Source organism: Nonomuraea sp. NPDC050680, assembly GCF_040654555.1.
Classification (GTDB): Bacteria; Actinomycetota; Actinomycetes; order Streptosporangiales; family Streptosporangiaceae; genus Nonomuraea.
Window position 1 is genome coordinate 13,618 of sequence record NZ_JBFAIF010000024.1, and the last position, 26,597, is coordinate 40,214.

The window sequence follows — 26,597 nt, forward strand, 5'->3', positions numbered from 1 at the left end:
CACGAGACTTCCCGCCCGTCCAGCCGCCCGCCGCTTCTGGACGATCACGAGGCTTCCCGCCCGTCCAGCCGCCCGTCGTTGATCTGGATCACCCGGTCCGCCAGCGCGAGCATCGTCGGGTCGTGCGTGGACACCAGCGCCGTCACGCCCTCGGACTCCACCACTCCGCGCAGCAGCGCCATCACCGACAGTCCTGTCTCGGCGTCCAACTGCCCGGTCGGCTCGTCGGCGATCAGTAGCCGGGGTGAGGCGGCCAGGGCCCTGGCGATCGCCACCCGCTGCTGCTGGCCGCCGGACAGCTCACCCGGACGCTGCTGGGCGTGGTCGGCCAGACCCACCAGCTCCAGCAACAACTCGACCCGACGCTCGCGTTCCGCCGCGGGGAGGCGCGCCAGCCGTAACGGGGCGCCGACGTTCTCGGCGGCCGACAGCACCGGGATCAGGCCGAACGTCTGGAACACGTAAGAGACCTTCTCCCGCCGTAACCGGGACAGGCCGTCCTCGTCGAGGGCTGTGACATCGGTACCGTCGACGACTACGGTCCCGGAGTCCGGACGGTCCAGACCGCCGATGACGTTCAGCAATGTGGTCTTCCCGGAGCCGGACCGGCCGATGAGAGCCACCATGGTGCCTGCGGCGAGGTCGAACGTGACGTCCCGCAGAGCGTGGACGGCGGTCGAGCCCCTGCCGAAGCGCCGATGGACGCCACGCACGGCGAGCAGCGGCCTGTCGGCCGGACCGGCGCTCATGCGGGCCCATCGAGGTCGGGGCGGACCGCGACGTGATCGGCCCCGTCGAGGTCAGGGCGGACCGCGACATGATCGACCCCATCAAGATCGGGGCGGATCGCGACGTGATCGGCCTCCAGCGCCAGTCGGACCCGTCTGGTCAGCGCCAGCGCCTCCCGGTAGTCGCGCGGCACCTGGACCCGTCCGGCACGGTCCATCACGGCGTACTCCTCAGCGATCATGTGGGTGTCGCCGTCGGCGCCGGTGGCGGTGCGGCGCAGCACCTCGCTGCTGGTGCGTCCGTCGCGGATCGCCACGGTCCGCTCGACCTGGCCGCTGACCGCGGGATCGTGGGTCACGATGACGACGGTGACGCCGAGCCGGCGGTTGACCTCTCGTAACGTCCCGAAGACCTCGGCGGAGGTGGCGGAGTCCAGCTCGCCGGTCGGCTCGTCGGCCAGCAGAACGCGGGGCTCGTTGGCGAGGGCCACCGCGATGGCGACGCGCATCTGCTGTCCGCCGGACAACTGCGCGGGACGCCGGTCGGCGCAGTCGGCGACCCCAAGGGTGCTCAGCAGTTCGGCGGCGCGGGCCCGGCGCCTGCGGGCCGGCGTGCGGGCCGCCGTCATCGGCAGGTCGACCATCTGCCGCGCGGTCAGGTAGGGCACGAGGTTGCCGGCCGTCTGTTGCCGGACGAATCCGACGGTACGCCGCCGGTAGCGCACACGGTCGGCCCGGGACATCGCCAGCAGGTTCCACCGGTCGACGCGTGCCCGCCCGGCGGTGGGGGCGTCGACCCCGGCGAGGATGGACAGCAACGTCGACTTGCCCGACCCCGACGCCCCGACGACGGCGACCATCTCGCCGCTGTCCACGAGCAGGTCCAGCCCTTGTAACGCCTGCACCTCGACCGACCCGGACTGGTAGATCCGCACCAGGCTCTCGCAGACGATCAGCGCGTCCCGCCCGAACTCCGGCGCCCTCTGAGGCGGCTGCGGCAGGGAAAGCGGCTTGATGGACATCCCCTCCTCCGGTCCGGAGTCGCGCTGATCTCTGGCCAGACTCTATAGAGTCCCCATACGCCCGGCCAACAGGCTCTTGTGGGCGCTCACACTCCGCGAGGGAGCCGTAACCGGCTGCCCTGGCCGCGAGCCCCAATAACGCACCTGACATCACTGCTGCTACTTTTGTGCCCTTTAGTCCCATAGTGGTTAGAGGTACAGAAGTGCGACGGTACGGCTGGACGATCAGCGCGGTCACGGCAGGGTGCCTGCTCGCAGGATGCTCCGGCCTGCCAGGCATGGGCGGCGCGAAGGCGGATCCTGCCCCGACGGGCACACCCAGCGCGAGCACTGCCCCGACGCCCGCTCGCGCCGTCACGGACCAGGAGGCCGCCTCAGTCCTCGCGGACTACGTCAAGCGCAACAACGCCGCCAACAAGGCCCGGAGCGACGAGCTCCTGGCGGGCTACGAAGGCGGCTCCAGCTTCTCCATCGACAAGGCCAGCTACACCTCCAGCCGCATCCTGCGCAAAACCATCAAGTACCAGCCGTTCGGCTACACGCGCGCCGCGTTCCGCGCGCCGGCCGCCGGGCAGCAGTCCTGGTTCCTGGCCACGGCACACTGGCAGCGCAAGCCGACGACCGCGAAGGAACCGACGTACCTGCTCTTCGCCCGGCAGGCGGACGGCTGGCGGCAGGTGTACTCCCCCGACACCTTCGACGGCACCACTACCGATGAACTGCCCGCGATCGCCGCCGACGCCTCGGGCCTCGCCACGGCGGTCGGCCCCACGGACGGAACCGGCCTGCTGATGTCACCCGCCGACTTCGCGAAGAAGTACGCCTCCCACATGGTCGGCAAGGGCACCGCCGCCGACAAGAGTCTCTTCGCCGCCGACGGCATCACCACCGGGGCGGCGAAGACGCGCCAGCGGATGAACCAGTACGCGCGCATCACGTCCACCGCCCGCCCGGTCACCCGCTACCCGTCGTACACGCTGCGCACCGCCGACGGCGGAGCGCTGACCTTCACCACGATCGAGCGCACGATCCGCTACGACGTGCGGCAGGGCCCGGAGCGTAACTACGTCTTCCAGAAGGACAGCGGAATCCTGCGCGGCAAGTACTACACGTACATGAAGATCACCGATCTGTTCCAGGTGGCCGCCCACATCCCCCCGAAGAGCGGCAAACCAGACCAGGTCAAGGTGCTCGCCAACTACTCCGGCCTCGTAGCGGGCAGCGGCCGCTGACCCCCGGTTCGACCGGCATGGGATCGGGATCGCGGTCCCGGCTCACTGTTGTGAAGGCCCAGCCGGTGAGCCGCGCGCTGCCGGTGAAACTTTCACGGAAGCTCGCGGAGCGCCGGCACGTTGTCTGAGACATGCAGATCGGCGAAGCCGCCAGTGCCAGCGGCGTGAGTGTGCGGTCGTTGCGGTACTACGAGGATGAAGGCTTGATCGTCCCTGGTCGCCGCGGCAACGGGTACCGCGACTACTGCCGGTCGACCATCGACCGGGTCCACGCTATTCGCTCGCTGTTGGAGTCCGGGCTGCCCGTGCGGTTGGTCAAGGCAGCCCTGCCCCACCTCACCGACGGACCGGTAGCCGACACCGATCCGCTGTGTGCCGAGTTCCTCCATGAGGTGGAGAGCTATCGTGATCGGCTCGCCGCTCGCATCGCCGCTCTCACCACCCAGCAGTCGGCACTCGACGCCTTCCTGCGCGAGGCCCGCCCAACAGGTCGGTGACCATGACTTGACCTTCACGTCAGTGTGAGGCTCCTACCTTTCGGCACATGAAGACCAACGACCACCAGCACACCTCTGACCAGACGATGCGGGCACTGCTCCAGCGGTCACACCGCGGGCCGAAGGATCTGATCCTCACCAGTGGCCGTCGTCGCCCCATCCCGGGCCCGGGCGAATACCTGATCCGAGTCGGCGCCGCAGGGGTCAACTTCGCCGACGTCATGCAGACTCGTGGAACGTACGGAGGAGGACCTCAGGCGCCCTATGTCGCGGGCTTCGAAGCCGCCGGCGAGATCGTGGGCATCGGGCCGGACGTCGAGACACCGCTTCAGGTCGGTACCCACGTCATCGGAGCCGGCCCTGGGGCCTTCGCGCAGTACATGGCACTGCCCGCCGCTGGGGCGCTTCCCGTCCCGTCCGGCTGGACGGATGCCGAAGCCCTCGGCATGGTGCTCAACTGGGCGACCGCTTTGGCGGCACTCAAGCCGCTGGGTGAGATCAAGCCAGGCGACGCGGTGCTCGTCCATGCGGCCGCGGGAGGAGTCGGGCAGGCCGCGGTCCGCCTGGCCCGCCACTACGGTGCGCGTGTGATCGCCACGGCCTCACCGGCCAAGCATGACGCCGTTCGAGCGCTCGGCGCCGACGAAGTTCTGGACAGTGCGCGCCCCGACCTGGCCGAGGAGATCACCCGTCTGGCCGGCGGAGTCGACCTGGTCCTTGAATCGGTAGGACAGGCCACGTTCAAGGCCAGTCTGTCGGTCGCCAAGCCCTTCATCGGGCGCGTCGTCGTGTTCGGCGCCGCTTCCGGCGACGCCACTCTGACCACGCACGACCTGGTCTTCACCCATCAGGTGCAGGTCAAGGGCTTGCACATCGGTGCGCTGGCGAGCGCCGCTCCATCGATCTACCGATCGCTGCTCACCGAGATCGGGGTGCTCATCGCCCACGGCGTGTACCCGCCCGGCACTCCCCACGTTCACCCCCTGGGCGACGGGCCGGCGGTGCTTCAGGAACTCGAAGCAGGCCAGACCCATGGCAAGCACGGCCTTGATCCTTGGCGCTAGGAACCGAACTGCTTCTTGACCGCCGCTACCCGGTCGGTCAGCACGCCCGGGGCGATCAACACGCACTCGTACCCGAGTGAGGCGTAGGCGTCCCGGTGGACCTGCTCGAAGCGCAGCGACTCCTCGAAGGTGATCAGCCGCGCGTCGGTCGGCGTGACGAATCCGAGGTTCTGTACGAAGAGCACCTTCTTTTCGTAAATCTGCTGGGCTTCGATGCGTTCCAGTTCGCGGGACAGCGCCGGCGAGACGGAGTGGCCGAGATGAACAGCCAGGGCGTAGGTGCAGACAGGCGATCGATCGTAGATCTGTACCGCGCCGGGAAGGGCCGCGGCCTGTTCTTGCCGTCGGCGCTGCAAGGTGATGATCGCCTCCACGAAGGACGGCTTCGTCCACGGCTCGGGTTCGCCCTGGGCCTGCCGCAGGGCGATGACATCTGTCGCCGCCTCCTCGACGACGGTGTAGCCGTCGCACTCCAGCCAACGCAGGATGGCGGTCTTGCCGGCTCCAGGCGTGCCGGTCAGGATGTAGCGCTTCATGAATCACTTCCCGTACGTCCCGGATCTGGGCGCCGCCCAGCCCGGCGGCCTTGCGTCAGGACTGGACGGATCTCCAGGACTCCACAGTCGCTTCGGCGATGGCTTCGATGCCGCGTCCGTACGCCAGATGCCCATCGGACACGAAGCTGCCGCCCTTGAACGGCAAGCCGCAGAACGTAGCGCGGAAACGCCCAGGAGATCCGCCCTGCGGGAGCGGCGCGTACTCCTCGAGTGGCGCCATGTCGTAGCCCGACCGTACCCCGTGCTTGTTCCGCGCCACCTGATGAGCCGCCGCGCGAAGCAGCGCGTCGAGGCCCTTGTCCACGTAGAACTGCAGCTGGCGGAACTGGCCGTCGAGGTACTTCTCATGGGCTCTGGCAGGATGCTGCAGGAGGTACGCGCACACCACGGGCGCGTGCCACCTGTACATCTGCGGATCGCCCTGCTCTTCGGCCAGGATCGCATGGTAGTAGTCCACGCACACGCCCAGCGGGCCGGCACTCGCACCGCAGTCGCACTGGCGCATGCTGGGATTATCTGTCACGGTCCGCACCATAGGTGGTCGGCAACGGCCTTGTCGACGACATTTCAACTGGCCTCTGCCCGAGCCGGCAGGCCGTGGACGAGCCAGCTCCACGGCCCGCTTACGCGCGGCCAGGTCGTCGAGGTGGGCCAGGGCGGCCAGGGCGGCCAGGGCAAGGTCTGTCCGCGCCCCCATCGGACCCCGGGAAGCATCCGGAACTCTCAGAGGCTGCGGGCGGTGATGTCGCCGCTGGAGGTGGTGGCGTGGATGTCGAGTTCGGCGGTGCCGTTGTTCTTGAGGGCGTTGGTGATGCGGCCGTGGGTGGTGCCGGCGTCCAGAGCGGCCGAGACGCCGGCGGCGGCGCTGACCGAGATGTCGCCGGACTGGGTGCGCAGCACGACCTTGCCGCCGGTGGCCTCGGCGATCCGGATGTCGCCCCGTGCGGTGCTGATCTCCGCGGGACCGCCCAGCCGGCCGACCTCGACGTCGCCGTCGGTCGCGGTCAGGCGCAGGCTCGCGATCTCGTCCAGCTTGATCTGGTGGTAGGCGCCTTCGAAGGCGACGTCGCCGAGGCGGCCGACGGTCCGGAGTTCGGCGCTGCCCGTCTTCGCCTCGACGCGGGAACCGGCGGGCAGCTGGATCGTCACCTCGATGGCTCCGGTGGGGCCGAGGTACTGGTTCTTCGTCGCGGTCTGGATCCGCAGGACGCCGTCGGCGTATTCCACCGTGGTCAGCTCGGCCGCCTTCACGTCACGACCCTTGGAGGCGTTGGCGGGCAGGACCTCGACGGTGGTGTCGGCCCGGTCGGCCGCGATGAACTGGACGCGTCCGGCGGGGATGTCCAGGATGGTGGTGATCGGGGCGGGGGTGTCGAACGTGTGCATCGTGTGCTCCTGTTGAATCTGAGTTCGGCGTGGCCCAGTTCGCAAGCGCTGGACCGTTCATGGGATTGAGCATCGCCGACCGTGCTGATACCGGGCCGTCGCCGTCCTGACGCGACTACTGACACACCACCCGCACGCTCGACAGCGAGCCCGAGGGCCGATCAACTCGGCGCGAGGACGTCCATGCGGGGTTCGGTGGCGGGTTGGCGGAAATTCGCGATGAACCGCCACAGCGGGGACAGGGCGAATCCTATTCTGATCTTGGTACGGCTTCCTTCCGACAGCCAGGAGAGAACACATGCTCGGTCGTTTCGCGTCCAGCCTGGTGAGCGCACTGGTGCTCACCACCACTACAGCCACCGCCGCCGCGCCCCCGCCCCAGCCGACCCGGGGCCCGTTACCTGGTGTAATGGAACGGACGGGAGATGGCAGCCAGTTCGGCAAGGGTCAGGCCGCGGTCGTCGCCGACCTGAACGGCCGCCCCATCCAGCTCACGTCCTACACCACCGTCGACATGCAAAACCACGGGGGCATGTTCGCGCTGTGGGCATGGCAGCCGGACCGGCGGCGGTTCATCAAGAGCGACTACGGGGATTTCGCGGTCTCCCCCGACGGACGTTGGACGGTCGCGCGACTGGAGTCGCTGAGAGGGCCGGACAAGAGCCGATTGCGGATCCTCGACCGGACCACCGGCAAGAGCCGGGACGTCGCGATCCAGCTCACCGACTACACCCCCGCCGATACCGAGAACGGCGGCACCCAGTATCCCCAGATGCGCTGGCCCAGGTGGTCGCCGGACGGCAAGAAGCTGCTGTTCACCGTCAGCTTGGCCCGCCAGGGCGACCGCTCGGCAGGAGTCCTGATTCTCGACGTGCCTGACCTCACGCCCCGCTTCATCAAGATCCACAAGGCGCTGGTCACCGTCGGCGGTTTCGAGTGGAATCAGGACGGCACCCGCTTCCTGGTCAGGCACGGCAAGCTCGGCAGCACGACCGTCCGCCTGTACGACCTCCAGGGCAAGGCCACCAAGGAATACCAGGTACGAGGCCGGCCGGGCGGCGACGGACGCGGCGTCTTCTCCCCCTCAGGCAAGCGGTTCGTCACCGCCTGCCTGCCACTGGAGAAGGCCGCCTGCGTGTGGGACGCGTCGACCGGCAAGGCCGTGACGAGACTTCCCATCGTCTCCAGCGGGCGGCCCACCACCCTCGGCTGGTACGACGAGAAGCACCTGCTCATCACCACCAGGGCCGGCGTCGGGATCGTCGACCTGAAGGGCCGGGTGACCGAGACCCTGCTCAAGCTCGGCAAGAAGTCCGAGATCTTCCCGCACTTCAGCGCGCTGAAATGATCAGTCGGCATGCGGAGGCGATCTCGCGTTTCGCATCGGCGCGGGCTGCACCTCTTATCAGGAGGCGCGATTTATCAGGAGGCGGAGTTTGCCAAACTTGTTCAGCTGCCCAGCTCCTGCCCCAGTGCAGCAAGTTGATCAGCAGCTGTCCGGCGCTTGACGTCGTCACGGCGCTTGTACTCCTGGAGGTCCTCATAGGTGATACGCCGATGCTTACCGATCAGCCGGAAGGGCATCTCACCCGCCTCCAGAAGCTTGATCAGATAAGGACGCGAGACGTTCAGCATGTCCGCTGCTTGCTGCGTGGTCAGCTCGGCATGGGACGGTATGACCGTTACTCCGCGCCCTTCAGCCGCCTGAGCGAGGACGAAGGCGAGCAGGCTCACAGCCTCGCGAGGCGGGATCAACGGATCCTCGCCACCGTGCTCGTCGGCGACGCGAATGGCCGACTGCTCGGGATATCGCATGAGGTAATCCTTGATCCGCCGCACCGCGCGACTGGCGAGTCGTTGTTCGCCGAGAGCGGGGTGGGCTACGGTTTCTTCAGCCCCGATGAGCAGGAGGGCCGCTTCCTGTGGCAGTGCTAACTCACCGAAGGAAACGGGGAAGGTGACCGCTCAACTTCGGGAAGACGGATGTTGGTGCCACCAAAACCACAGGAAGGCAGCCCACGGAATACCGTGGGAAAGCTTCAAGCAGCCGGGGCCCGCGGCGTCAAACGAACCTCTACATCCGCATCCATAGCCCGTGCCAGGCGCTCCAGAACCGGCAATGTGGGAATGGTCCCGCCGGCTTCGAACCGGGCGACGGCCGACTGGGTCATACGGGCCTCGCGGGCCAGGTCATTCTGGCTCCAACCCCGCCCTTCACGCATCGCCCGGACTGTCTTACCCAACTCGTAGGCAAGGCGCGCGGCTTCGTACGCCTCGGCCGCGCCCGGCTCGGCCATTCGGCGCTCACGGAGCTCCCGCCAACTCTCCTGCTCGCTCATACCGCTTCTTCTTCCTCGTTGACGGTGTGCGCCAACTCAATACAGCGCCGCATAGCCCGCCGAGCCCGCTCGACCTCCCGATCATCTCGCGTCCGCGTCTTGTGGAACACCGTCAAAAGCACGATCCGACGGCCAGACGCGATCCAATAGGTGAGGCGCATCGCGAACTCGTCAAGGTGGAACCGGAGCTCACGCAGCTTACCGTCGAGTTGCTTGGTGTAGGGCTCGCCCAGCAGGGGACCCTCCGCCGCAAGCAAATCAACGTAGAAGACCACTCGCGCAAAGGATGCCGCGGGTAGATCTTCAAGCCACTGCCGGACCTCTGGTTCCAGCTCTACAGTACCCCAGTCCATAGCGTTGATGCTATGGCAGGCGTCTCGATCGCGCCTCGCGTTCGACAGAACACGTAGGGTGGCATCCTTGCGGAACTGTCTCCACTGATTTGTCCTCGGCGTGCTACATCACTCGCCATCCGGGATGGCGGCCAGCGACTGGCGAGTATGCCCGAAAGCGGACAGCACCTCATCGAGCGCGACCTGCTCCCCCGCGTCCGCAACAGACCGGGCGAGCACAAGCGCCAGATCACGCAAATCAGCCATCTCTTCTGCTGATCGGCCCCCAGCCGACGATCAAGTGCGCGTCAGGAGCCGGACCGGCCCGAGCCGCTTGATCGTTCTGCAGGCTGAGCGTTCAACTCGTTCCACTTGTGCAGCAGTTGGGGAACCTCGCTCCGGAGAAACGCGAAAAACCGCCGCGTCTCGTCCATCCGGGCGCCCGCGGGCGTGTCCGTACCGAGCACCTCGACTCCGTCGCGCGCGCCCTCCTCGAAGCGACGGAACACCTCGTCACTCGACGCCGCCGCCCTGTACCACGCGGCCTGATCGACGCGGTAATGATCACGGCGTTCACCGGGGTCCCGCTCGCGGGTCACCATCCCGACCCGCATCAGATACTTCACCGCGCCCGAGACCGCCGACGGGCCGACCTGCAGCACGTCGGCGAGTTCTCCGGCGGTGCGCCGGCCGTCGTCGGCGATGAGCAGCGCCGCGAGCACGCGTGCCGCCATGCGCGGATAACCCGAGTTGGACATGATCACGGCGAACCGTTCGAGGAACCGCAGCGCGTCAGCCGTGGGCACGTCCCCGGTTCTCTCGGTCATGCCGCTCTGGTCGTCGGCTCTCTCGGTCATGCACACCCTCTGCGCATCGGCTCTGATGGCCACAGACTACAGAGTAACCCATACTTCACGGTTTTCATGAAATTCATGTAGTGTCCGAAGTATGTCAAACATGATCTCCGCGTCCGGTCTGGTCAAGACCTTCGGCCGGACCCGGGCGCTCGACGGTCTGGACCTGACGGTCCGGGCCGGTGAGGTGCATGGCTTCCTCGGTCCGAACGGGGCCGGTAAATCCACGACCATCCGGATCCTGCTCGGCCTGCTGCGTCAGGACTCCGGCACCGCTCGGCTGCTGGACGGCGATCCGTGGCGAGACGCGACGGCCTTGCACCGCCGGCTGGCGTACGTACCCGGTGACGTGACCCTGTGGCCGACTCTGTCCGGTGGCGAGGCGATCGACCTGCTCGGCCGGATGCGCGGCGGGCTCGACCCCCGGCGCCGGGCCGAACTGCTCGACCGTTTCGAACTGGATCCCCGCAAGAAGGGTCGGGCCTACTCCAAGGGCAACCGGCAGAAAGTGGCCCTGGTCGCGGCGCTGTCCTCGGATGCCGACCTGCTCATCCTGGACGAGCCCACCTCCGGCCTCGATCCGCTGATGGAGGCGGTCTTCCAGGAGAGCATCCAGGAAGAGCGGCGCAAAGGACGTACGGTGCTGCTGTCCAGCCACATCCTCGCCGAGGTCGAGGCCCTTTGCGACAGGGTGAGCATCATCCGGCACGGCCGCACGGTGGAAACGGGCACGCTCACCGAGCTGCGCCACCTCACCCGCACCTCGATCACGGCCGAGCTCACCGGGCCCGTCCCCCAGCTCACCGGATCGGCGGGCGTACACAGCCTGTGGACAGAGGGCAACCGGCTGCGCTGCCAGGTCGACGGCGACGCGCTGGACACGCTGCTGCGCGAGCTCGTGAAGGTGGGCGTGCGGAGCCTGGTCAGCCAGCCGCCGACGCTGGAGGAGATGTTCCTGCGCCACTACGAAGACGATCTGTCCGGCGCGGGCTCGAACGGAAAGCACGCGGTGGCACAGCGATGAGCACTCTCACCGGCACCGGCGGACTGATCCGGCTCATCCTGCGGCGCGACCGGGTGCGGCTACCGGTCTGGTACGGGCTCGTGGCGCTGCTCGTGATCGGCGTGGCCGGCTCGGTGGCCGCCGCCTATCCCACGGAGGAGGCGCGCCAGGCGTTCCTCCACACGACCAACGGCGACCCGACACAGCTCATGATGATCGGCCCGATCTATGACTCGTCAGCCGCGGGGCTCGCCGCGTGGCGCGTACGCGGGCAGGCCGCCCTGCTGATCGCACTGGCGAGCCTGTTCCTGGTGATCCGCAGCACCCGCGGAGAGGAGGAAGCGGGCCGTAGCGAACTGCTGGGCTCGACCGTGGTCGGCAGGCACGCCGCACTGACGGCCGCGCTGACCGTGGCGTTCACCGCCGGCCTGGTCACCGCCCTTGCCGTGGCACTGGGGCTCATGGGCCAGGGGATGCCCGCGCAGGGATCCCTGGTGATGGGACTGTCGGTCGCCGCCGCCGGCTGGGTCTTCGCCGCGCTCGCGGGCCTGGCGGCCCAGCTGACCGAGAGCTCTCGTACCGCCGCCGGCCTCGCCGCCACCGCGCTGGCCATCCTGTACGCGGTGCGCGCGATCGCGGACCTCGAGAAGAGTTCCTGGGTGTCCTGGCTGTCGCCGTTCGGCTGGACCCAGCGCATGCGCCCCTTCGCCGGTGACCACTACTGGCCGCTGCTGCCGGTCATCGGCCTGACCCTGCTGCTGGTGGCCGCCGCCTACCGGATGTCCGCACGCCGGGACCTGGGGGCCGGCATCCTCCCATCCCGGCTCGGTCGTGCCGAAGCGGCGCCGGGCCTGCGTACCTCGCTTGCCCTGGCCTGGCGGCTGCAGCGGGGCACGCTCCTCTCCTGGGCCATCGCGTCCACCGCCTTCGGCGCCGGTTTGGGCGGCGCGGCGCAGAGCGCCGCCGAGCAGCTGAACGCGAGCGAGGCTCTCAGAGGCATGATCGAGCGGATGGGTGGCGGTGGCCGTCCCGCCGACGGCTTCTTCGCCTTCGTCATCTACCTGATGAGCCAGGTCATCACGGTCTACGCGATTCAGGCGACCCTGCGCTTGCGGGCGGAGGAGACCTCCGGTCATGCCGACGTCATCCTGACCGGCCCGGTCGGCAGGCTGCGCTGGGCAGGCGGCCATCTGGCCGTCGTCGCGGCCGGGTCGGCGATCGTGCTCGCCGGACTCGGTCTCGGGATGGGTCTGGTCTCCGGGCTCTCCACGGGAGACGTGGGCGGCGAGATCGCCCGGCTGCTGGGGGCGAGCCTGACGCGGCTTCCTTCGGTCCTGGTGCTGGCCGCCGTTCCGGTGTTGGTGTACGGCCTGCTGCCACGGCTCGCCGCGGTCGTCGCCTATGTCGCGCTCGGGCTGTGCCTCGTGCTCGAGTTCGCGGTGGAACTGCTGCACGCCGACCCGTCGATCTTGACGGTGTCGCCGTTCGCACAGACCCCCGGGCTCCCGGTCGCCGAATTCACCATGACGCCGCTGATCCTGCTGACCCTCGTCGCCGCCTTGCTCACCGCCGTCGGGCTGGCCGCTTTCCACCGGCGTGACCTCGGATAGCGCATCGTCGGGCAACGCCGACGGCCACGAGGCGCTTGGACGCTCCCGCTCGGTTACCCCGCGAACGGTCTCAGACAGGGACCACCTGGACGGTTTTCCCGCACAGTTTGCTCATGTCGTCCTCATCAGATGTCAGAACGATGACCGGACGTACCGAACGCAGCGCGGTAGCCGCGACCACGGCGTCAATGGCGTACTTGTGACCATGCAGGCGGGCACCTCGCAGAAGGTCGATCGCCCCTGACGAGATCTCCTCGGTCACCGGCTCAATTTTCAGCCGGGAAAGGTACCACCTGAATCGATCACTTTTGACGCGAACGTCCTGCGCCTCGATCGGCGTCAGCGCGCTGACCACAACTCGAAAATCGCTGTCTTGGGCCTCCCGTACGAACGCGGTCACCCGCTGATCAGCCTCGCACCACTTCACGAGCCCCTCACAGTCGAGAACCACGGTGCCCGCGATCAACCTGCTTCGTGCGCGCGCCATCCGTCCGTCTCCTGGAGTTCCGGCGCCGACTTGACATGGCGGAACAGCTGCGCCGCCTCATCACGCAAAGACTCCGGGATCGGCCCAGAAGCGGCCTCGTTCGCCTGAAGGGCCTCCTCCAGAAGATCCCTCTCGATCTGGCGCTCCACGGCGGCATCGACATAGGCCGAGAATCCACGCGCCCCGACCCGCTCTCGGACGGCGCGAATGTTACCCGCTCTCAAGGACACGCTGACCTTCGCGGCCGGCCCGTCTCCTGGGGCGAACTCTCGCTCAGGCATGCTCACAGAATCAGTTTACCACCTGAAGTAGCAAAAGCCCGGAACCTTCTCGGCGCAAGCCCCGACTGCTACCGACACCTACACCTCGCCGGAGCGGACCCGAGCAGGCCTCAGAGCGTGCGAATGGCCCCTTCGGCGATGGCCCGAAGTTTGTCCGGGTTAGCGATGTTATGGATGGTGGTGATGCGCCCGTCGGCGTCGAAATCGAAGGTGACAGTGGCGATGACACGTCCCAGACCACTGAACACCATGCCCGGCCCGCCATTGATCTCGACCAGTTCGGCGTTCATGTCAGCGGGCTCGACGCCCTGGTACGTGACCTTGCCGATGGCGGCGAACCAGGCCGCGACCGTCTCGGCGCCCACGACCGGACGCAGGGCCTGACGGACCTTGCCTCCCCCGTCGGTCCACAGCGTGACGTCCGGGGACAGCAGTTCCATGAGGGTGTTGATGTCGCCCCCGGTCGCGGCGGAGAGGAACCGCTCCGTGGCGTCGCGTTGCCGCGACCGGTCGGCGGTGAAGCGCGGCCGCCGGGCCCGTACGTGCTCGCGCGCACGGTGCGCCGCCTGGCGTACCGCCGTCTCGGAACGCTCCACCGCCTGCGCGATCTCCGCATGACTGAAGTCGAAGACCTCCTTCAGTACGAACACCGCGCGCTCAAGCGGGCTCAGGCTTTCCAGCACCACCAGCATCGCCGTCGACACCGACTCGGCGTTCGTGATGTCGTCGGCGGTGTCGCCGCTGGTGAGGATGGGCTCCGGCAGCCACGGTCCCACATAGGTCTCGCGCTGGTACCGGGTCGAACGCAGCCGTTGCAGAGCCAGGTTCGACACGATCCGCGCCAGATAGGCCTTGGGGTCGGCCACCTGCGAACGGTCGTCGGCCGACCATTTGATCCAGGCATCCTGTACCGCGTCCTCGGCGTCGGCCACGGTACCGAGGACGCGATAGGCCACCGAGAACAGCAGATTGCGATGCTGGTTGAACACCTGCTGATCGTGGTCCCGGAACGGGCTGGTCATCGCACACCTCGGACACGGGTGAAACGGCCGCCACGGGGCCAGAACGCGCCTGAGGCAGGCATCTTCTTCATACGACCGTACGTCGGCCAGGGTGAAGCGGTCACCGCCTCCTTATACCGTGCCGCGATGCGGCCGGTCAGATGCACCCGTCGGGGGCTGTCGTCGGGGTGGGTGAACTGGACGACCGCATCGTTCCGCCCCAGGCTCACCGGCGTGTGGTAGTAGCCGAAGCGGAACGGCTTGGTCCGCTTGCCGTCCAACGCGCGGACGATCGACACCGCAGCGTGTACACCGGTCGGCATGCCGCCCTGGCAGGTGCCATGCATGACGCCGTAGCCCTGGCGGATAGCGGCCGCGTCGCCCACGGCGTACACGTCCGGGTGCGACACCGACCGCAGCTTCGCGTCCGTGACGATGCGGCCACGCTCGTCGACGGTCAGACCGGCGGCGGCCGCCAGCGGCGACACCCGCGTACCGCTCGTCCACAGGACGGCGTCGGCGGCGACGCTCTCCCCGCCCGCCAGTTCGACGGAGTCGGGCAGTACCTTCACCACCTCGATCCCGCTGCGTACCTGGACACCCAGGCGCGCGAGCGCGGACTGAAGATATGCCTTCGGCTTGGGGCTCATGGCCGCGCCCGGTTCCTGTCGGCCCAGCAGCACGACGTTCAGTTGGGGGTGCCGCTCAGCGATCTCCGCGGCCGCCTCGACACCGGTCAACCCGCTGCCGCCGACCACCACCGTGCCGCGACCGAGCCGAGCCAGCCGTTCGGCCAGCACCTCAGCGTCCTGGGCGCTGTTGAGGGTGTACGCGTACTCCTCCACCCCCGGCACCGTCACCGTGTCGGCCACACTGCCCAGCCCGTACACCAGCGTGTCGTAGTGCAGCACCCGGTCGTCGTCGATCCGCACGATCTTCGCGTCCGCCTCCATCCCCGTCACCCAGCCGCGCACGAACCGCGCACCCGTGCCCTCCAGCAGCTCCGGGATGTTCATCTCGGCGACCTGCTGCCCGGTCGCCGAGATGTGCAGCCGCAACCGCTCGGTGAACCGCTCCTGCGGATTCACCAGGGTCACCTGTACGTCTTCACGGCCCTTGGTCCGAGCGGCGAGCTGGATCGCCGCGGCCATGCCCGCGTAGCCCGCCCCCAGAATCAGAACGCGGTGCGGGGTCACTGTGCCAGTTTCGCGGTGTGTGGTCATCTTTGTACCTTTCGCTTGCTACGGACAACCACGGGATGCAAGCAGCCCGCCGATCCGTGACATGCGATCGGTGTGACACGCGACACAGTCGCCTGATCGGCGGTACCACTACGCGATCCAACAGGCATGGTGGGCTGCGACCGCCACCACTGGCTGTGCCATCGGCTCACCTTCAGGTCCCTTCCATGCTCATCAGCACCCCCGCGAGTCGTGTCAGCATGGTCGGCATGCTCGCGATCACTGTGTACACCGAGGACGGCAGCCGATACGTCCGGGTGGCTGCGGAAGAACTCGCCGAATTGGTTCACCGGCTCGGCCGGCAGCGCGACCGTTTTCTGGTCGTCCAGCGGATTCCCGACCTGCCCGACATCTTCATACAGGTCTGGCACGAGGAGGGAAGCGACTACACACTGGAGCACCGCAACGGCGCGCCAGACCGGCACTACCAGGTGACGCTCGACACCTCTGACCTCGTGATCGAGGCCATCACCGGCTGGGCACGCCTGGAGGACGACTGGGATTCCGGGCTGGATTGGACACCATTGGACCTGGGCCACCCGGAGCCCGCACCTCCGCTTGAACTTGACGAAGATGATCGACAAAAGCTCGAGGCGCGCATCCGTACGGTGATCGTGGGCGGGTACGCGACTCGCGCACAGGTGGCCGAGATCGCGGAGGACTATCTCGTGTCAGGAGACCACCGACCAGTGTCTGCCGAGCAGGCACGGCGACTGACCGATCGCATGTGGCTGGAGCGTGTCAAGGAGCAGGCCGCCTGGGAGGACGAGACGGACCCGGAACGACTCACCAGAGCCTTCACGGCCCTGGAAGCCACAGGTATCACCGCTCGGGAAAACTTCACCTGCTGCCGCTCGTGCGGTCAAGCGGAGATCGGAGGGGCAGGTTCAACGGATGCCCGCGGCTTCGTCTATTTCCACACGCAGTGCACTGACTCCGCCGTGGCAGGACACGGACTGTCGCTCCTGTACGGCGGGTTCGACGACTCATCGGACACGACCGTATCCATCGGCCGGCAGGTCGTGGCCGCGCTGACGGAAACCGGCCTTTCGGTGGAGTGGAACGGCCGCCCCGACCAGGCCATAACCGTCGCGCCCCTGGATTGGCGCAAACGGCTTATCGGATGAGGAGACCCCACATCCCGTCGGCGCTGCATCAGGATGCGACCCGCGTCGTCCACCGGGACTGTCTCGCAGGCGGGTACCAAGCTGTTCGCCTTCGGAGCGTCCGGGGCATTTCAGTACTCGACTCGCCCCATGAGTGCTGCCTTTCAGATCTACGCGTTCGGGCTCATGCCGAAATTTGCACCGGCCCGAAGTTGCCGCTCGTAGGCTTGCGTGCCTCGGCGTAGCGCGCAACGTCCGTTCGCTGACCTCTTGGGCGCTTGTCAGGTTGGGCGCTGTAGCCGCTGACGGACGCGTTGAATGCGCGCCGCCGCCTGGGATTCATGTTCGATGCCTAGGCGTATTCGGCGTTCAAGGCGAACCTGGATGATCTCCCCCAGAGGGGCATCGCGCCACTTCTTCCAAGACTTGGGACGCGTGGCCAGAAGCCGTTCCTCGGCAGCCTCCTCAGCAAGCTCGTCAACAGCGCCCGCGGCTGCTTCGAGCGTCTGGTGGGTGCGTCGTCTGTTGGCACGATGCGGTGCCCGCTTGCGCAGGGGGATGTTCTTCCTGGAGCTCTTGTCGTTCGCACCGTAATCATTGCGACGATCCTTGGCGTAGCTCAGCCGCTTCTTCTCCTGCGGGCTCCTCCGCTTCATGAGTTCGCCTTTCCCGAAGATGCACACTAGCTAGCCACCAAAGTAACCAGCCCTCGGCCGCGGGGCGAGCTAGATTCAAGTCTCGCTCCATCCGTCGACCCTCGTTGTGGGCCCCCATGTGGGTCGCTCGCTTGCGGCCTGCCGGGCGGGCGATCTATGCGTGGCACCCCTCCGCCGAGCCGGCCCGCGCCGCGCACCGAAGTGCTCATCTCCGCGACCGGCTCCGGAACGCCGCGCACCTGGTCGGCGGTGACCTCCTCGTTCGGCGCCGCCTTCAGATAACGCTTGCCGATGTAGGGGATGTCAGTGACGCGGGTCTCCTGGGTGTCGTGGAACAGGCTCAGGAACGCCGCACGCTCGGGATTTCCCCCTTCCAGGGCCGTGATCACACTCGCGATGATCGCTGTTCGGAAGGAGTGATCGGCGATGCTCTCGGGATCGCGTACTCCCGCGACCAGCCAACCCGTGCGCTTGTAGCGCTTGAGCAGTCCGACCTCATACAGCAGGCCCGTCAGCCTCGACAGTTCCTCCGCCATGGAAGTCCCCTCTCGCCCTCGGTGGATCATGACCAGTGTGCCCACAACGTGTGGACCACCACATCGAGGTAGGGGTTGGCGGAGTCCAGCTTGCCGATCAGATGCCGGAGAAGCTCGGTCCCGCGCCAGACGTCCGGCCTCAGCTCGATCATGAACGTGTCCGCCAACTGGGGCTCGCCGACCGATCAGCGCCGGCGATGCTCGCCATGGTGCGCCGCCCAGTCGTCGGTACCCCGATGGCAATCCAGCCCCACGGCTGCGAACAGGTCGCGAGACCCTCCATCGGAGCGGACACCGAGCCTCGCCAAGGCGGCGTTGACTGGCCAGGCATTCGCAGGCCCGGCAAGGTTCTCATCCATGAACGGAGCCATCGCAACCCGGCCCGATTCCCACACAGCCACGGCCTGACTGCCTGCGCCGCCGAACAGCTCCACTTCGATGTAGGCTACGACGCCGCCTTGTGACCAGCTTCTGAAGAGATCCTCTCCGCTGCTCGGGAACTTCCAGAAGATGTCGTCCTGTGGCTTCTCGCCATCGGCCTCGTTGAGGACGTCGAACAGTTCGTCTGTCAGGGGCAGCATGGCGACGCCGTGCCTCAGGGTCACAACCCGCGCCTCGGCGAACGGCTCTGCTGACGAGCGCAGCAACGCGTCGCTACCGAGAACCGCCTCAAGCCGATATCCCACGACGGGCGAGCCTAGTCCCCCGCGGGCTCAATGCCTGCCGGGGAGGAGATAATCGGATCTTGGGCTATGGCCGGTAACGGCGCACTGGACGATCATCTCGAAAGGCGACTGCGCGCGTTCTAGAGCCGGGCTGTACAGCTGCGGCACTTGGCAGGCGCCGTCGGCCGCACATCGCTCCAGCCCGCCTTCCTGACGATCTCGGCGCTCCACGGAACGCCGTCAGGAGCCAGCCATTGCCCCCCGAGCAACTGTCCAGTCCTGGGGTCGATCACCAGCTGACCTCCCTTGTACTGGAGGGCCAGCCCGTCGAGCCCGAACGTACCGGGAACGTCGTCGACCACCTTGGTGCCCGGCGCCTTCGCCAGGAGAAGGTAGGCGGCAGCCCTGGTGCCGGGCGTCGCCGGTGAGTTGATGAGCCGCGAGGCGGCCCCCGCGAGCCATGGCTCGCGCTCGGCGGCCATCTGAGGGTCGTAACTTGCCAGCAGGCGCGCCCTGAGCGCCGCCGGCTCCTTGGGGAGGTTCCGCAGTTCCGTCAGCGACGGCTTCAACCCCTTGGCGAGCTCCAGCCCCAACTCCAGGTCCGTCGAGGAGTATGCGGGCATGTTCTTGTCGCACCCCCGCGCGGGGCACAGCTTGGGCGAGCCGTCCCGTCGCCACGCCTTCAGGCCCTCGGCCGTGTACGGCTTCGACGACATCGGCTCGCGCCAACCGTAGACCTCGCGGCTGGGACCGAAGGCGAGCACCTCCAAGGCCCGTTCCTCGACCTTGTAGCCGTACTCGTTCTTCGTCCGTATGACCTCCTCGGTGTCACGTCGCCAGAAACGACCCTTCGCCTCCGGTGTCGCCGCCAGCCTGGCAGCCGCACCTTCCAGCTTCTGCATGGGCGTGACCGCGACAGGCTCTACCGCAGGCCGAGGCACGAGAACCGCCACGGCGCCGACCACGAGCGCGACGGCCGCCGCCACGAGCGCCATGCCCGTCCACGGCCTCCTGCCGATCCGCGCCCTGGACACAGGAGGAATCGGTGCGGCTGCGAATACCCGCGCCCGCGCCGCCGCCAGTTGGCCGGCCGACGGGGTCGGCGCGTCGGGCATCAGCGAGTCGATGACCTGGAACTCGTTCATCCCAACCCCTTACGAAGCTTGGTCCTGGCCCTGCTCAACCGGGACGCGACCGTCCCCGGGGCGATTCCGAGCGCCGCCGCCACCTCGTCGTACCTCAGCCCGGCGTACGCGACGAGCAGCACCACGTCGCGCTCACCCTGTGACAGCCGCGCCAGCGCCCCCGCCAGCCGGTCGACCGTGACTTTCGCGGTGAGCCAGTCCACGATTCGCTGATCGTGTCCTTCGTCGTCAGGTGGTGGCCCCGTCCTGGCCATGGCGCGGTACCTACGCACCTCGGCGCGCCGATGCCTGCCGATGAGGTTGGTGGCGATGCCGTACAGCCACGGCCTGACCCCGCCTACGGCCGAGTCGAAGCGGTCGCGCTGTCTGAAGGCGATGAGGAACGTCTCCGCCGCCAGGTCTTCGGCCACGTCGAGGTCGAGCCTGCGGCCGATGTAGCGCCAGATCTCCTCGTAATGGGCTTCGAAGATGGCCTCGAAGACGTCAGGAGCAGTGATCACACCCTTGCTTGCCCGCAAGCGTGCGATTCTTCCAGGAAATCTTGATCGGTGTAGGCCACGATGTGGCCGGGGTCGGAGACTGCGCTGCCGTGTGACCCATGGACGGCGGGCCCTCCGTCATCCCCCTAGGTGAGCAAGAAGCTCGACTCCAGCAGGTGGTGCGGCCGCTTTCTTCGGTACCACCGCGCTGGCTCCTTGTCCGTGGCTTGCAGCCGCGCGGGCCCGGAATCGCTTGGAACCCTCGCGCGTTGAGAACAGCGGGCATGGGATGCCGGTGGTGTGCGAGCCGAGCAGCCCGAGCGACCGAGCTGAGAGATCTTGGAGGGCCGTGATGGCTACGCAGACGCAGAGGGCCGTGCTGGCGGGCGGATGCTTCTGGGGGATGGAGGAGCTGATCCGCCGCCTTCCGGGTGTGACGGCGACCCGGGTCGGATACACGGGGGGTGACGTGCCGAACGCGACGTACCGTAACCACGGGACGCACGCGGAGGCCATTGAGATCCTTTTCGATCCCGAGACGACCGATTACCGCGCGATCCTGGAGTTCTTCTTCCAGATCCACGACCCGAGCACCAAGAACCGCCAGGGCAACGACATCGGTCTCAGCTACCGTTCGGCGATCTACTACGTGGACGACGAGCAGAAGCGGATCGCCGAGGACACGATCGCCGATGTGGACGCCTCCGGACTCTGGCCGGGCAAGGTCGTCACCGAGGTGGAGCCGGTCGGCCCCTTCTGGGAGGCCGAGCCCGAGCACCAGGACTACCTGCAGCATTACCCGAACGGCTACACCTGCCACTTCCCGCGTCCCGGATGGCGGCTGCCCGCCCGCGCGGAGGGCTGACCGCGAGGCGGCTTGGCGGAGGGCGAGGACCGACCCGCCGAGGGCCGCAGCAGGGCCGCGGTCATGCAGAAGTCTTGAGGATCAGAGGTCGTTGGAGAGGTTGATCCGGATCTCCGTGTTGCGGTATCCGGCGCGCAGGAACGCGGCCGCCATCGGCGCGTTGCCCACGTCGGTGGTGGCGGTGACGCGCGGCTCTCCATTGGCCGCGTGCATGCGGGTGATCTCGGCGAGTACCTCGTCCACGTATCCGCGCCCCCGAAACTCCGGGACCACCCCGAGATACCCCACGTTCACGCTGTACGGCGTCGCCGAGGGGATCGCCATACCCGCCGCCTCGCCCTCGGGCGTGTAGGCGATCCGCCACCACTCCCGCTTGCCCGGCGCGCCGAGATAGAAGTCCATCTCTTGGCGTGCGGTCGCGTCCACGCCCTTGGCCGCCACGCTCGTTCGGGTCTGGAAGTCCAGGCTGCCCTCGGCGATTCTCGTGAACATCGCCAGGAACTCCTCATCGGACGCCTCGGCGAACCGCAGCGCCCCGGCCGCCGTGGGCACCCCGTCGGCCGGCGCCCACTCGAACTGCAGCCGCTCCACCTCCCGGGTGAGGCCGGCCGCGTGCGCTGCCGCCCGCCGCCATTCCACGGCCGCAGAGGTGGCCGGATCGTCACGCCAGCCGCCGGCCGCCTTGATCGCGTACTGCACCGGTCGTGGGAACACTGCCAGCGCGGCCCTGATCAGTTCGGCGGCGACGGCGGTGCGCTCACCCACTGCGGGGTCCACGTCGAGGCAGTCGAGCGCGACCGGGTACGCGCTGTCCCTCGGCCCCCACCACAGCGCCCGTCCCACGACCCGGTCGCCGACCTCGGCGATCCATGTCCACTCCGGCCGGTACATGTTCTCGGCGAGTTCTGTGAGGTAACGGTCGGCGGGGATCCAGCCGACGGGCTCGGTCACGACCCACGCGGTCACGCGGTCGAGCTCCGCAGGGACGATCGCACGGTAGGAAGTCACCTGCAGAGGTTAGCGGGCCTTTCGTCCCCGCCCGCGGGCTAAATGTCTGATTCCAGCGGAGCTGACGCCGTGCCTTCCCGCCGACGGTGATCAAGTCTCGATATCCTGACAAATACCCTGGACAGCTTTCCACACGTCGAGGTGCAGATTCCGCCCGTCCGGTTCGTCAGCTCAACTGGAGGTCGTCGGTGAGTTCTGAAGGTCGTCTGCGGGCCACGTTCCGTGTGCTCGGGCCGGTGGAACTCCAGACCGCGACCGGACGCGTCGTCCTGACCGGCAAACAGGGGGCGTTACTGACGATCCTGCTGCTGAGCGCCAACCGCGTGGTGTCAGTCCGGCGGCTGGCGGAGTCGCTGTGGGGCGAGCCGCTGCCCAGTTCCCCTTCCTCCCGTGTCAGGACGCTGATCTCCAACCTCAGGAGGACGTGCGTCACCGCGGGGGACGATCTGATCCGTACGCAGCGGCCCGGGTACGTCGTGCGGCTGGCGCCCGATCAGCTCGACCTGGCCAGGTACCTCGACCGCGCGGCGCAAGCCCGCGAGGCGGCGGCCAGAGGCGACCTGGAGACCGCGGTGAGCTGCTACGACGAGGCGTTGAGCCTTTGGCACGGGGCACCGCTGTTGGGGATCGACGGCTCCTTCGTTCAGGCGGAAGTGGCCAGGCTCGAGGAGCTGCGGTTGGAAGCGGTGGAGGGGCGGAGCTCGGCCATGCTCGCGATGGGAAGGCATGCCGAAGCCGTGACCGGGCTCACCGCGGTCATCGCGGACCATCCCCTGCGTGAGGCGGCACACGGTCAGCTCATGCTCGCGCTGCACCGGAGCGGCAGGCGTGCCGACGCTCTGGCGGTCTACCGGAGGCTACGGGAGCGGATCACCGAGGAGCTGGGGCTGGAGCCCGAACGCGAGTTGCAACGGCTTCACCAGCGGATCCTCACCTCGGACACCGCACTCGAAAACACCGCCCAGGAAACCTCTGACGTCACTCCGGAAACCTCTGACATCGCTCCGGAAGCGCCACGTCATCAGCCACGTCCGGTGGTCTCGCCGGTCCCTCGGCAGCTACCTGCTCCGCCACCGCACTTCGTCGGCCGCGAACGCGAACGCGCCGAGCTGGATCGCCTCACCCGCGACCCGACCACGAACAGCCTGGCCATCGCCGCCATCAGCGGCACCGGGGGAATGGGGAAGACCTCGCTGGCCCTGCACTGGGCGCACGACAACGCCAATCTCTTCCCCGACGGCCAGCTCTATGTCAACCTCCACGGGTTCGACCCGAGCAACGGCCCTCTGCCGGCCCAGGTGGCGCTGCGTCATTTTCTCGGTTCTCTCGGTGTCCCGGCGGCGGCCATCCCTGCTGGGGAGCAGGCCCAGGCCGGGCTCTTCCGGTCGCTGGTCGCGGGACGCCGCCTGCTCATCGTCCTGGACAACGCCCGCGACGTGGCACAGGTCGAGCCGCTGCTCCCCGGAAGCCCCGGCTGCATCGTAGTGATCACCAGCCGCAACCACCTCCCGGGCCTGAACGCCACCCGCGGTGCGAGCCTGATCGGCCTGAACGCCCTCACGCGCGCCGAGACGCGCCGCTTGCTCGGCCGCCACCTGGGCGAATCGCGGATCAGCGCGGATCCTGACAGCGTGGCCGTCCTCGTGGAGCACAGCGGCGGCCTCCCCCTGGCGATCAGCGTGCTCACCGCACGCGCCGCCATGCACCCCGGCTTTCCCCTGTCGGTCCTCGCCGCGGAGCTGAGCAGCCCTTCCACCCGCCTCGACGCCCTGCACGCCGGCGACCTGGGCACGGACCTCCGGGCCGCGTTCACCGCCTCGTACGAGGCCCTCGACGCCGCCACCGCCCGGCTGTTCGCGCTTCTGGGGCTGGCGCCGTGGCCGGACGTCAGCCTGCGATCGGCCGCCGCGGTGGCCGGCCTGCCCACCTCTCGCACCAGGATGTTGCTGCACGACCTCGAAGCCGCCAATCTGATCCATCAGCACCGTCCCGGGCGGTATCGCACGCATGATCTGGTCCGCCTCTACGCCGCCGAACGCGCGCGGTCCGATCGGCCCGATCAGGAGCGGACGGAGGCGCTCACCCGCCTGGTCGACTCCTACGTGCGCACCGCGTGCGCCGGCGACCGGCTGCTGTATCCCAACCGTCCATTCGTCTCGCGGATCTTCCCCGAGCGCTCGCCGGACGAGTTCGAGGACGCCGCGGCGGCCTGGGCCTGGTTCGAGGACGAGCAGTCCAGCCTCATCGCCGTACAGCAGCTCGCCGTAAGGTTGGGCATGGACGCGGCCGTCTGGCGGCTGGCCTGGGCGATGGACACCTACCACAAGAGGTGCCAGCACGAGATCCGCATCGAGTCCTGGCAGACGGCCTTGGCCGCCGCCGAGCGGCTGGGACACTCGGGCACCCGGGCCTTCGTCCACTGGTATCTGGGGTACGCCTACGCGCAGGCCCCCCGGGCCGACGACGGCCTGGAACATCTGATGCTCGCATTCAAGCTGTTCGAGCAGGAGGATGACCTCGCCGGCCAGGCGCACACCAGCCACACCCTCGGGTTCGCCTGGCTCGCGCGAGGCCGGCCCGAGCACGCACTCCCTCACGTGGAGAACGCCCTGCGCCTCCAGCGGGAACTACGAGACCCCCTCTGGGAGGCCAACGCACTCAGCGCCGCCGGCTGGTGCCACGCCAAACTCGGCCATTACCCGGAGGCGCGATCGTACTGCGAACAGGCTCTGGAGCTGTTCCGGAAGTACGAGGACCTGAACGGCGAATCCGCCACACTCGACAGCCTCGGCTACATCGCCCATTGGGCAGGGCAACGCGATCAGGCGCTCGACTACTACGGCCGATGCCTCGAACTACGCGACAGGCTCGGCAACACCTATCAAGGCGCCGACACCCTCGTCCGCATCGGCGAGGTCCAGCACGAAACAGGCCGGACCACCGCCGCCCGTGACGCCTGGCAGCGAGCGCTCGATCTCTATCACAAGCAACACCGCGCGGCCGAAGCCGAGAACGTTCAGGAGAAGATCAGGCGTCTTGCCGAGCGGCCTTCCGCCGCAGCCGGACCCTCAGGTCCCGCGGCACCAGCAGACCGCTGAAATCGGGCACGATCGCCGTCTCATCCAGCCGAGTCATGTTCATACCGGTGACCAGCCAGAACGTCGCCAACGTCAGCTGCATCATGCCGAGCTGAGTCCCCACGCACACCCTTGGCCCGGCGCCGAATGGCAGGTAGGTATGCCTGACGGGCGCGACGCGAGAATCCAGCCACCGTTCCGGCATCAGCTGGTCGGGGTCGGACCACCAGCGTGGATCGCGATGCAGCCGGTACAGGCTGAACAGCACCTGATCCCCCGTCTTGAGAGGCCACCCGTCGAGCTCGGTCTCCCGGCGTACGGTCCTGCCGATCAGCCAGGTCGGCGGCCACAGCCTGAGCACCTCCTTGACGAACGCCTCGGTGTACGGCAGATCCCCCATGACCGGGACATCACCGGCCGAAGCGGCCTCGGCCTCCAGCCGGGCCAGCATGTCCGGTCGCCTGCCGAGCTCGTACACGACCCAGGTGAGCGCGGCGGCCGGGACGCCCAAGGCGGCCAGCATGATCCCGCGTAGGAAGCGCTCGATCTGCAGGTCGGACAGCTGCCGGTCGCCCGAGGCGATCAGCACGCTGAGGAGATCCTGAGCGGACGAATCTCCGGCCAGGCGGCGGCGCACGATGTCGGTCATGAGCGCCAGGAGTCGCTTGCGGGAGCGGGCGAAGCGCCGTACCTTGCGCGATGGCCACCACGGCGGGAGCTGCAGCGAGTCACGCGACAGAGGATCGAGGGCCGCGACGTTCTCGGCCAACGTCTCCGGCACGCCTTCCGCGTCGGCGCCCAGGCAGAAGTCGGCGGTCGCCCGGCCGAAGAAATCGGCCATCGTGGCGAGCACGTCGATCTCCCCGTCACCGACGGTCTTGAGGAAGATCTCGCGCAGCCGCTCGGCGTGCGCCTGCGCCATCCTCCTGTGCAAACCCTGCCAGCCCGCGCGACGGGTCGTGGTCCACAGCTCGGCGTCGGCCGCCATCCGCTCGGTGTCCATGCTTCCCGCCAACGGCGAATTCTCGGCCAGGAAGTCGCTGTTGGTCCTGGTGAGTAACGCATGCACCTGATCCGGTGAGGACACCACGATGGTGCGGGCGTCGAAGGAGAAGACGTCCCCGTATTCACGGTGACACCGTTCCAGAAAGCCATTCCTGTCCCGGTCGTACTCCTCGGTGTTACCGAACAACCAGTGCCCTCGGGGCCCGGGAGGCCGCTCCGGCCCAGCTGCATGCGTCACGCGTCGGCCCTCGGCTCGTTAGTTCCAGAAGTTCCAGTAGGTGTACATGCCTCCCATGCGGACCCGGCCCAGGACGCGGATGGCTGCGTGACGAACGTGCTTCATACCTGACCTCCATAGCGCGACTGACGTCACTGACCATGCTCGATCACCGGGCGCATGATCTCCGCATGAAAACCGCCT

31 protein-coding genes are annotated in these 26,597 nt (G+C 67.9%); 9 read left to right on the forward strand and 22 right to left on the reverse strand.

Annotated features, from left to right (window positions below; all coding sequences use genetic code 11):
- Positions 1-44 precede the first annotated feature (44 nt).
- A complete protein-coding gene (locus AB0H88_RS44285; protein WP_357654906.1) occupies positions 45-749 on the reverse strand; it encodes an ABC transporter ATP-binding protein in 705 nt (234 codons plus the stop codon).
- Positions 746-1,750 carry an ABC transporter ATP-binding protein gene (locus AB0H88_RS44290; protein WP_357654908.1) on the reverse strand — a complete coding sequence of 335 codons (1,005 nt, stop codon included), beginning with the start codon at positions 1,748-1,750 and terminating at the stop codon, positions 746-748. Before AB0H88_RS44290 ends, AB0H88_RS44285 begins: the two co-directional genes overlap by 4 nt.
- Positions 1,751-1,953: 203 nt before the next feature.
- Here AB0H88_RS44290 and AB0H88_RS44295 point away from each other — a divergent pair, with 203 nt between their 5' ends.
- The 3 genes from AB0H88_RS44295 (at position 1,954) to AB0H88_RS44305 (ending at position 4,543) form a co-directional block, all read left to right on the forward strand.
- Entirely contained in the window at positions 1,954-2,982 is a 1,029-nt protein-coding gene (locus tag AB0H88_RS44295) for a hypothetical protein (RefSeq protein WP_357654910.1), read from the forward strand.
- Positions 2,983-3,113: 131 nt separating this feature from the next.
- Positions 3,114-3,479: a MerR family transcriptional regulator gene (locus tag AB0H88_RS44300; protein ID WP_357654912.1), complete on the forward strand. Its 366-nt coding sequence runs from the start codon at positions 3,114-3,116 to the stop codon at positions 3,477-3,479.
- Between the two features lie 47 nt (positions 3,480-3,526).
- Entirely contained in the window at positions 3,527-4,543 is a 1,017-nt protein-coding gene (locus AB0H88_RS44305) for an NADPH:quinone oxidoreductase family protein (RefSeq protein WP_357654914.1), read from the forward strand.
- Here the strand turns inward: AB0H88_RS44305 and AB0H88_RS44310 are convergent.
- From AB0H88_RS44310 to AB0H88_RS44320, 3 genes are all read right to left on the reverse strand, one after another.
- Positions 4,540-5,079, reverse strand: a complete 540-nt coding sequence (locus tag AB0H88_RS44310) for an AAA family ATPase (protein WP_357654916.1) — start codon at positions 5,077-5,079, stop codon at positions 4,540-4,542. The genes AB0H88_RS44305 and AB0H88_RS44310 overlap by 4 nt on opposite strands.
- Positions 5,080-5,134: 55 nt before the next feature.
- Positions 5,135-5,623 (reverse strand): DUF5946 family protein, encoded by a 489-nt coding sequence (locus AB0H88_RS44315; protein ID WP_357654917.1) that lies wholly within the window; start codon positions 5,621-5,623, stop codon positions 5,135-5,137.
- 200 nt (positions 5,624-5,823) lie between these two features.
- Positions 5,824-6,486: a DUF4097 family beta strand repeat-containing protein gene (locus AB0H88_RS44320; RefSeq protein ID WP_357654919.1), complete on the reverse strand. Its 663-nt coding sequence runs from the start codon at positions 6,484-6,486 to the stop codon at positions 5,824-5,826.
- 298 nt (positions 6,487-6,784) lie between these two features.
- On the opposite strand from AB0H88_RS44320, the gene AB0H88_RS44325 reads away from it, so the two are divergent.
- A complete protein-coding gene (locus AB0H88_RS44325) occupies positions 6,785-7,834 on the forward strand; it encodes a hypothetical protein (RefSeq protein WP_357654920.1) in 1,050 nt (349 codons plus the stop codon).
- Positions 7,835-7,935: 101 nt separating this feature from the next.
- Here AB0H88_RS44325 and AB0H88_RS44330 read toward each other — a convergent pair whose 3' ends face one another.
- The 5 genes from AB0H88_RS44330 to AB0H88_RS44350 form a co-directional block, all read right to left on the reverse strand.
- Positions 7,936-8,301 carry a helix-turn-helix domain-containing protein gene (locus AB0H88_RS44330; RefSeq protein WP_357654922.1) on the reverse strand — a complete coding sequence of 122 codons (366 nt, stop codon included), beginning with the start codon at positions 8,299-8,301 and terminating at the stop codon, positions 7,936-7,938.
- 224 nt (positions 8,302-8,525) lie between these two features.
- Entirely contained in the window at positions 8,526-8,825 is a 300-nt protein-coding gene (locus tag AB0H88_RS44335; RefSeq protein WP_357654923.1) for a helix-turn-helix transcriptional regulator, read from the reverse strand.
- Positions 8,822-9,178 (reverse strand): type II toxin-antitoxin system RelE/ParE family toxin, encoded by a 357-nt coding sequence (locus AB0H88_RS44340; RefSeq protein WP_357654924.1) that lies wholly within the window; start codon positions 9,176-9,178, stop codon positions 8,822-8,824. The genes AB0H88_RS44335 and AB0H88_RS44340 overlap by 4 nt, the downstream gene beginning before the upstream one ends.
- Before the next feature lie 108 nt (positions 9,179-9,286).
- A complete protein-coding gene (locus AB0H88_RS44345) occupies positions 9,287-9,424 on the reverse strand; it encodes a hypothetical protein (protein WP_357654926.1) in 138 nt (45 codons plus the stop codon).
- 41 nt (positions 9,425-9,465) lie between these two features.
- Positions 9,466-10,014, reverse strand: coding sequence for a MarR family transcriptional regulator (locus tag AB0H88_RS44350; protein WP_357654928.1), 549 nt, complete (start codon positions 10,012-10,014; stop codon positions 9,466-9,468).
- 91 nt (positions 10,015-10,105) lie between these two features.
- Between AB0H88_RS44350 and AB0H88_RS44355 the strand changes: the two genes are divergently transcribed.
- Complete coding sequence (locus AB0H88_RS44355) at positions 10,106-11,035, forward strand: ABC transporter ATP-binding protein (protein ID WP_357654930.1); 930 nt, start codon at positions 10,106-10,108, stop codon at positions 11,033-11,035.
- Positions 11,032-12,624 (forward strand): hypothetical protein, encoded by a 1,593-nt coding sequence (locus AB0H88_RS44360; protein ID WP_357654932.1) that lies wholly within the window; start codon positions 11,032-11,034, stop codon positions 12,622-12,624. Before AB0H88_RS44355 ends, AB0H88_RS44360 begins: the two co-directional genes overlap by 4 nt.
- A 70-nt stretch (positions 12,625-12,694) precedes the next feature.
- Here AB0H88_RS44360 and AB0H88_RS44365 read toward each other — a convergent pair whose 3' ends face one another.
- From AB0H88_RS44365 to AB0H88_RS44380, 4 genes are all read right to left on the reverse strand, one after another.
- A complete protein-coding gene (locus AB0H88_RS44365) occupies positions 12,695-13,111 on the reverse strand; it encodes a PIN domain-containing protein (RefSeq protein ID WP_357654934.1) in 417 nt (138 codons plus the stop codon).
- Positions 13,087-13,392, reverse strand: coding sequence for a hypothetical protein (locus AB0H88_RS44370; protein WP_357655101.1), 306 nt, complete (start codon positions 13,390-13,392; stop codon positions 13,087-13,089). Before AB0H88_RS44370 ends, AB0H88_RS44365 begins: the two co-directional genes overlap by 25 nt.
- Before the next feature lie 110 nt (positions 13,393-13,502).
- A complete protein-coding gene (locus tag AB0H88_RS44375; RefSeq protein ID WP_357654935.1) occupies positions 13,503-14,414 on the reverse strand; it encodes an RNA polymerase sigma-70 factor in 912 nt (303 codons plus the stop codon).
- Positions 14,411-15,616, reverse strand: a complete 1,206-nt coding sequence (locus AB0H88_RS44380) for an FAD-dependent oxidoreductase (protein ID WP_357654936.1) — start codon at positions 15,614-15,616, stop codon at positions 14,411-14,413. Before AB0H88_RS44380 ends, AB0H88_RS44375 begins: the two co-directional genes overlap by 4 nt.
- A gap of 185 nt (positions 15,617-15,801) precedes the next feature.
- On the opposite strand from AB0H88_RS44380, the gene AB0H88_RS44385 reads away from it, so the two are divergent.
- Positions 15,802-16,761 carry a hypothetical protein gene (locus tag AB0H88_RS44385; RefSeq protein ID WP_357654937.1) on the forward strand — a complete coding sequence of 320 codons (960 nt, stop codon included), beginning with the start codon at positions 15,802-15,804 and terminating at the stop codon, positions 16,759-16,761.
- Between the two features lie 260 nt (positions 16,762-17,021).
- On the opposite strand, the gene AB0H88_RS44390 is transcribed toward AB0H88_RS44385, so the two are convergent.
- From AB0H88_RS44390 to AB0H88_RS44415, 6 genes are all read right to left on the reverse strand, one after another.
- Positions 17,022-17,396 (reverse strand): hypothetical protein, encoded by a 375-nt coding sequence (locus AB0H88_RS44390; protein WP_357654939.1) that lies wholly within the window; start codon positions 17,394-17,396, stop codon positions 17,022-17,024.
- 26 nt (positions 17,397-17,422) lie between these two features.
- Positions 17,423-17,932, reverse strand: coding sequence for an HD domain-containing protein (locus AB0H88_RS44395; protein WP_357654940.1), 510 nt, complete (start codon positions 17,930-17,932; stop codon positions 17,423-17,425).
- Positions 17,933-17,958: 26 nt separating this feature from the next.
- Positions 17,959-18,084, reverse strand: a complete 126-nt coding sequence (locus AB0H88_RS44400; protein ID WP_357654942.1) for a hypothetical protein — start codon at positions 18,082-18,084, stop codon at positions 17,959-17,961.
- Positions 18,085-18,117: 33 nt separating this feature from the next.
- Positions 18,118-18,618 carry a hypothetical protein gene (locus AB0H88_RS44405; RefSeq protein ID WP_357654944.1) on the reverse strand — a complete coding sequence of 167 codons (501 nt, stop codon included), beginning with the start codon at positions 18,616-18,618 and terminating at the stop codon, positions 18,118-18,120.
- Between the two features lie 119 nt (positions 18,619-18,737).
- Complete coding sequence (locus AB0H88_RS44410; protein WP_357654946.1) at positions 18,738-19,742, reverse strand: hypothetical protein; 1,005 nt, start codon at positions 19,740-19,742, stop codon at positions 18,738-18,740.
- A complete protein-coding gene (locus tag AB0H88_RS44415; RefSeq protein WP_357654947.1) occupies positions 19,739-20,260 on the reverse strand; it encodes an RNA polymerase sigma factor in 522 nt (173 codons plus the stop codon). Before AB0H88_RS44415 ends, AB0H88_RS44410 begins: the two co-directional genes overlap by 4 nt.
- Before the next feature lie 313 nt (positions 20,261-20,573).
- Here AB0H88_RS44415 and msrA point away from each other — a divergent pair, with 313 nt between their 5' ends.
- Positions 20,574-21,086: a peptide-methionine (S)-S-oxide reductase MsrA gene (gene msrA, locus AB0H88_RS44420; protein ID WP_357654949.1), complete on the forward strand. Its 513-nt coding sequence runs from the start codon at positions 20,574-20,576 to the stop codon at positions 21,084-21,086.
- A gap of 81 nt (positions 21,087-21,167) precedes the next feature.
- Here the strand turns inward: msrA and AB0H88_RS44425 are convergent, their stop codons facing one another.
- Positions 21,168-22,094 (reverse strand): GNAT family N-acetyltransferase, encoded by a 927-nt coding sequence (locus AB0H88_RS44425; protein WP_357654951.1) that lies wholly within the window; start codon positions 22,092-22,094, stop codon positions 21,168-21,170.
- Between the two features lie 188 nt (positions 22,095-22,282).
- On the opposite strand from AB0H88_RS44425, the gene AB0H88_RS44430 reads away from it, so the two are divergent.
- Positions 22,283-25,192 (forward strand): BTAD domain-containing putative transcriptional regulator, encoded by a 2,910-nt coding sequence (locus AB0H88_RS44430; protein WP_357654953.1) that lies wholly within the window; start codon positions 22,283-22,285, stop codon positions 25,190-25,192.
- Here the strand turns inward: AB0H88_RS44430 and AB0H88_RS44435 are convergent.
- On the reverse strand, positions 25,122-26,414 hold the full coding sequence (locus tag AB0H88_RS44435; RefSeq protein WP_357654955.1) for a cytochrome P450: 1,293 nt from the start codon (positions 26,412-26,414) through the stop codon (positions 25,122-25,124). The genes AB0H88_RS44430 and AB0H88_RS44435 overlap by 71 nt on opposite strands.
- Positions 26,415-26,597 lie beyond the last annotated feature (183 nt).

What these genes read in the sequence shown, in the direction of transcription:
- AB0H88_RS44350 (WP_357654928.1), bottom strand. Translation starts at nt 10,014, where the DNA reads ATGACCGAGAGAGCCGACGACCAGAGCGGCATGACCGAGAGAACCGGG.
- AB0H88_RS44360 (WP_357654932.1), top strand. Translation starts at nt 11,032, where the DNA reads ATGAGCACTCTCACCGGCACCGGCGGACTGATCCGGCTCATCCTGCGG.
- AB0H88_RS44335 (WP_357654923.1), bottom strand. Translation starts at nt 8,825, where the DNA reads ATGAGCGAGCAGGAGAGTTGGCGGGAGCTCCGTGAGCGCCGAATGGCC.
- AB0H88_RS44330 (WP_357654922.1), bottom strand. Translation starts at nt 8,301, where the DNA reads ATGCGATATCCCGAGCAGTCGGCCATTCGCGTCGCCGACGAGCACGGT.
- AB0H88_RS44300 (WP_357654912.1), top strand. Translation starts at nt 3,114, where the DNA reads ATGCAGATCGGCGAAGCCGCCAGTGCCAGCGGCGTGAGTGTGCGGTCG.
- AB0H88_RS44345 (WP_357654926.1), bottom strand. Translation starts at nt 9,424, where the DNA reads ATGGCTGATTTGCGTGATCTGGCGCTTGTGCTCGCCCGGTCTGTTGCG.
- AB0H88_RS44390 (WP_357654939.1), bottom strand. Translation starts at nt 17,396, where the DNA reads ATGAAGCGGAGGAGCCCGCAGGAGAAGAAGCGGCTGAGCTACGCCAAG.
- AB0H88_RS44325 (WP_357654920.1), top strand. Translation starts at nt 6,785, where the DNA reads ATGCTCGGTCGTTTCGCGTCCAGCCTGGTGAGCGCACTGGTGCTCACC.
- AB0H88_RS44400 (WP_357654942.1), bottom strand. Translation starts at nt 18,084, where the DNA reads ATGATCGAGCTGAGGCCGGACGTCTGGCGCGGGACCGAGCTTCTCCGG.
- AB0H88_RS44320 (WP_357654919.1), bottom strand. Translation starts at nt 6,486, where the DNA reads ATGCACACGTTCGACACCCCCGCCCCGATCACCACCATCCTGGACATC.
- AB0H88_RS44285 (WP_357654906.1), bottom strand. Translation starts at nt 749, where the DNA reads ATGAGCGCCGGTCCGGCCGACAGGCCGCTGCTCGCCGTGCGTGGCGTC.
- AB0H88_RS44290 (WP_357654908.1), bottom strand. Translation starts at nt 1,750, where the DNA reads ATGTCCATCAAGCCGCTTTCCCTGCCGCAGCCGCCTCAGAGGGCGCCG.
- AB0H88_RS44380 (WP_357654936.1), bottom strand. Translation starts at nt 15,616, where the DNA reads ATGACCACACACCGCGAAACTGGCACAGTGACCCCGCACCGCGTTCTG.
- AB0H88_RS44410 (WP_357654946.1), bottom strand. Translation starts at nt 19,742, where the DNA reads ATGAACGAGTTCCAGGTCATCGACTCGCTGATGCCCGACGCGCCGACC.
- AB0H88_RS44305 (WP_357654914.1), top strand. Translation starts at nt 3,527, where the DNA reads ATGAAGACCAACGACCACCAGCACACCTCTGACCAGACGATGCGGGCA.
- AB0H88_RS44370 (WP_357655101.1), bottom strand. Translation starts at nt 13,392, where the DNA reads ATGCCTGAGCGAGAGTTCGCCCCAGGAGACGGGCCGGCCGCGAAGGTC.
- msrA (WP_357654949.1), top strand. Translation starts at nt 20,574, where the DNA reads ATGGCTACGCAGACGCAGAGGGCCGTGCTGGCGGGCGGATGCTTCTGG.
- AB0H88_RS44355 (WP_357654930.1), top strand. Translation starts at nt 10,106, where the DNA reads ATGTCAAACATGATCTCCGCGTCCGGTCTGGTCAAGACCTTCGGCCGG.
- AB0H88_RS44310 (WP_357654916.1), bottom strand. Translation starts at nt 5,079, where the DNA reads ATGAAGCGCTACATCCTGACCGGCACGCCTGGAGCCGGCAAGACCGCC.
- AB0H88_RS44395 (WP_357654940.1), bottom strand. Translation starts at nt 17,932, where the DNA reads ATGGCGGAGGAACTGTCGAGGCTGACGGGCCTGCTGTATGAGGTCGGA.
- AB0H88_RS44385 (WP_357654937.1), top strand. Translation starts at nt 15,802, where the DNA reads ATGCTCATCAGCACCCCCGCGAGTCGTGTCAGCATGGTCGGCATGCTC.
- AB0H88_RS44340 (WP_357654924.1), bottom strand. Translation starts at nt 9,178, where the DNA reads ATGGACTGGGGTACTGTAGAGCTGGAACCAGAGGTCCGGCAGTGGCTT.
- AB0H88_RS44365 (WP_357654934.1), bottom strand. Translation starts at nt 13,111, where the DNA reads ATGGCGCGCGCACGAAGCAGGTTGATCGCGGGCACCGTGGTTCTCGAC.
- AB0H88_RS44375 (WP_357654935.1), bottom strand. Translation starts at nt 14,414, where the DNA reads ATGACCAGCCCGTTCCGGGACCACGATCAGCAGGTGTTCAACCAGCAT.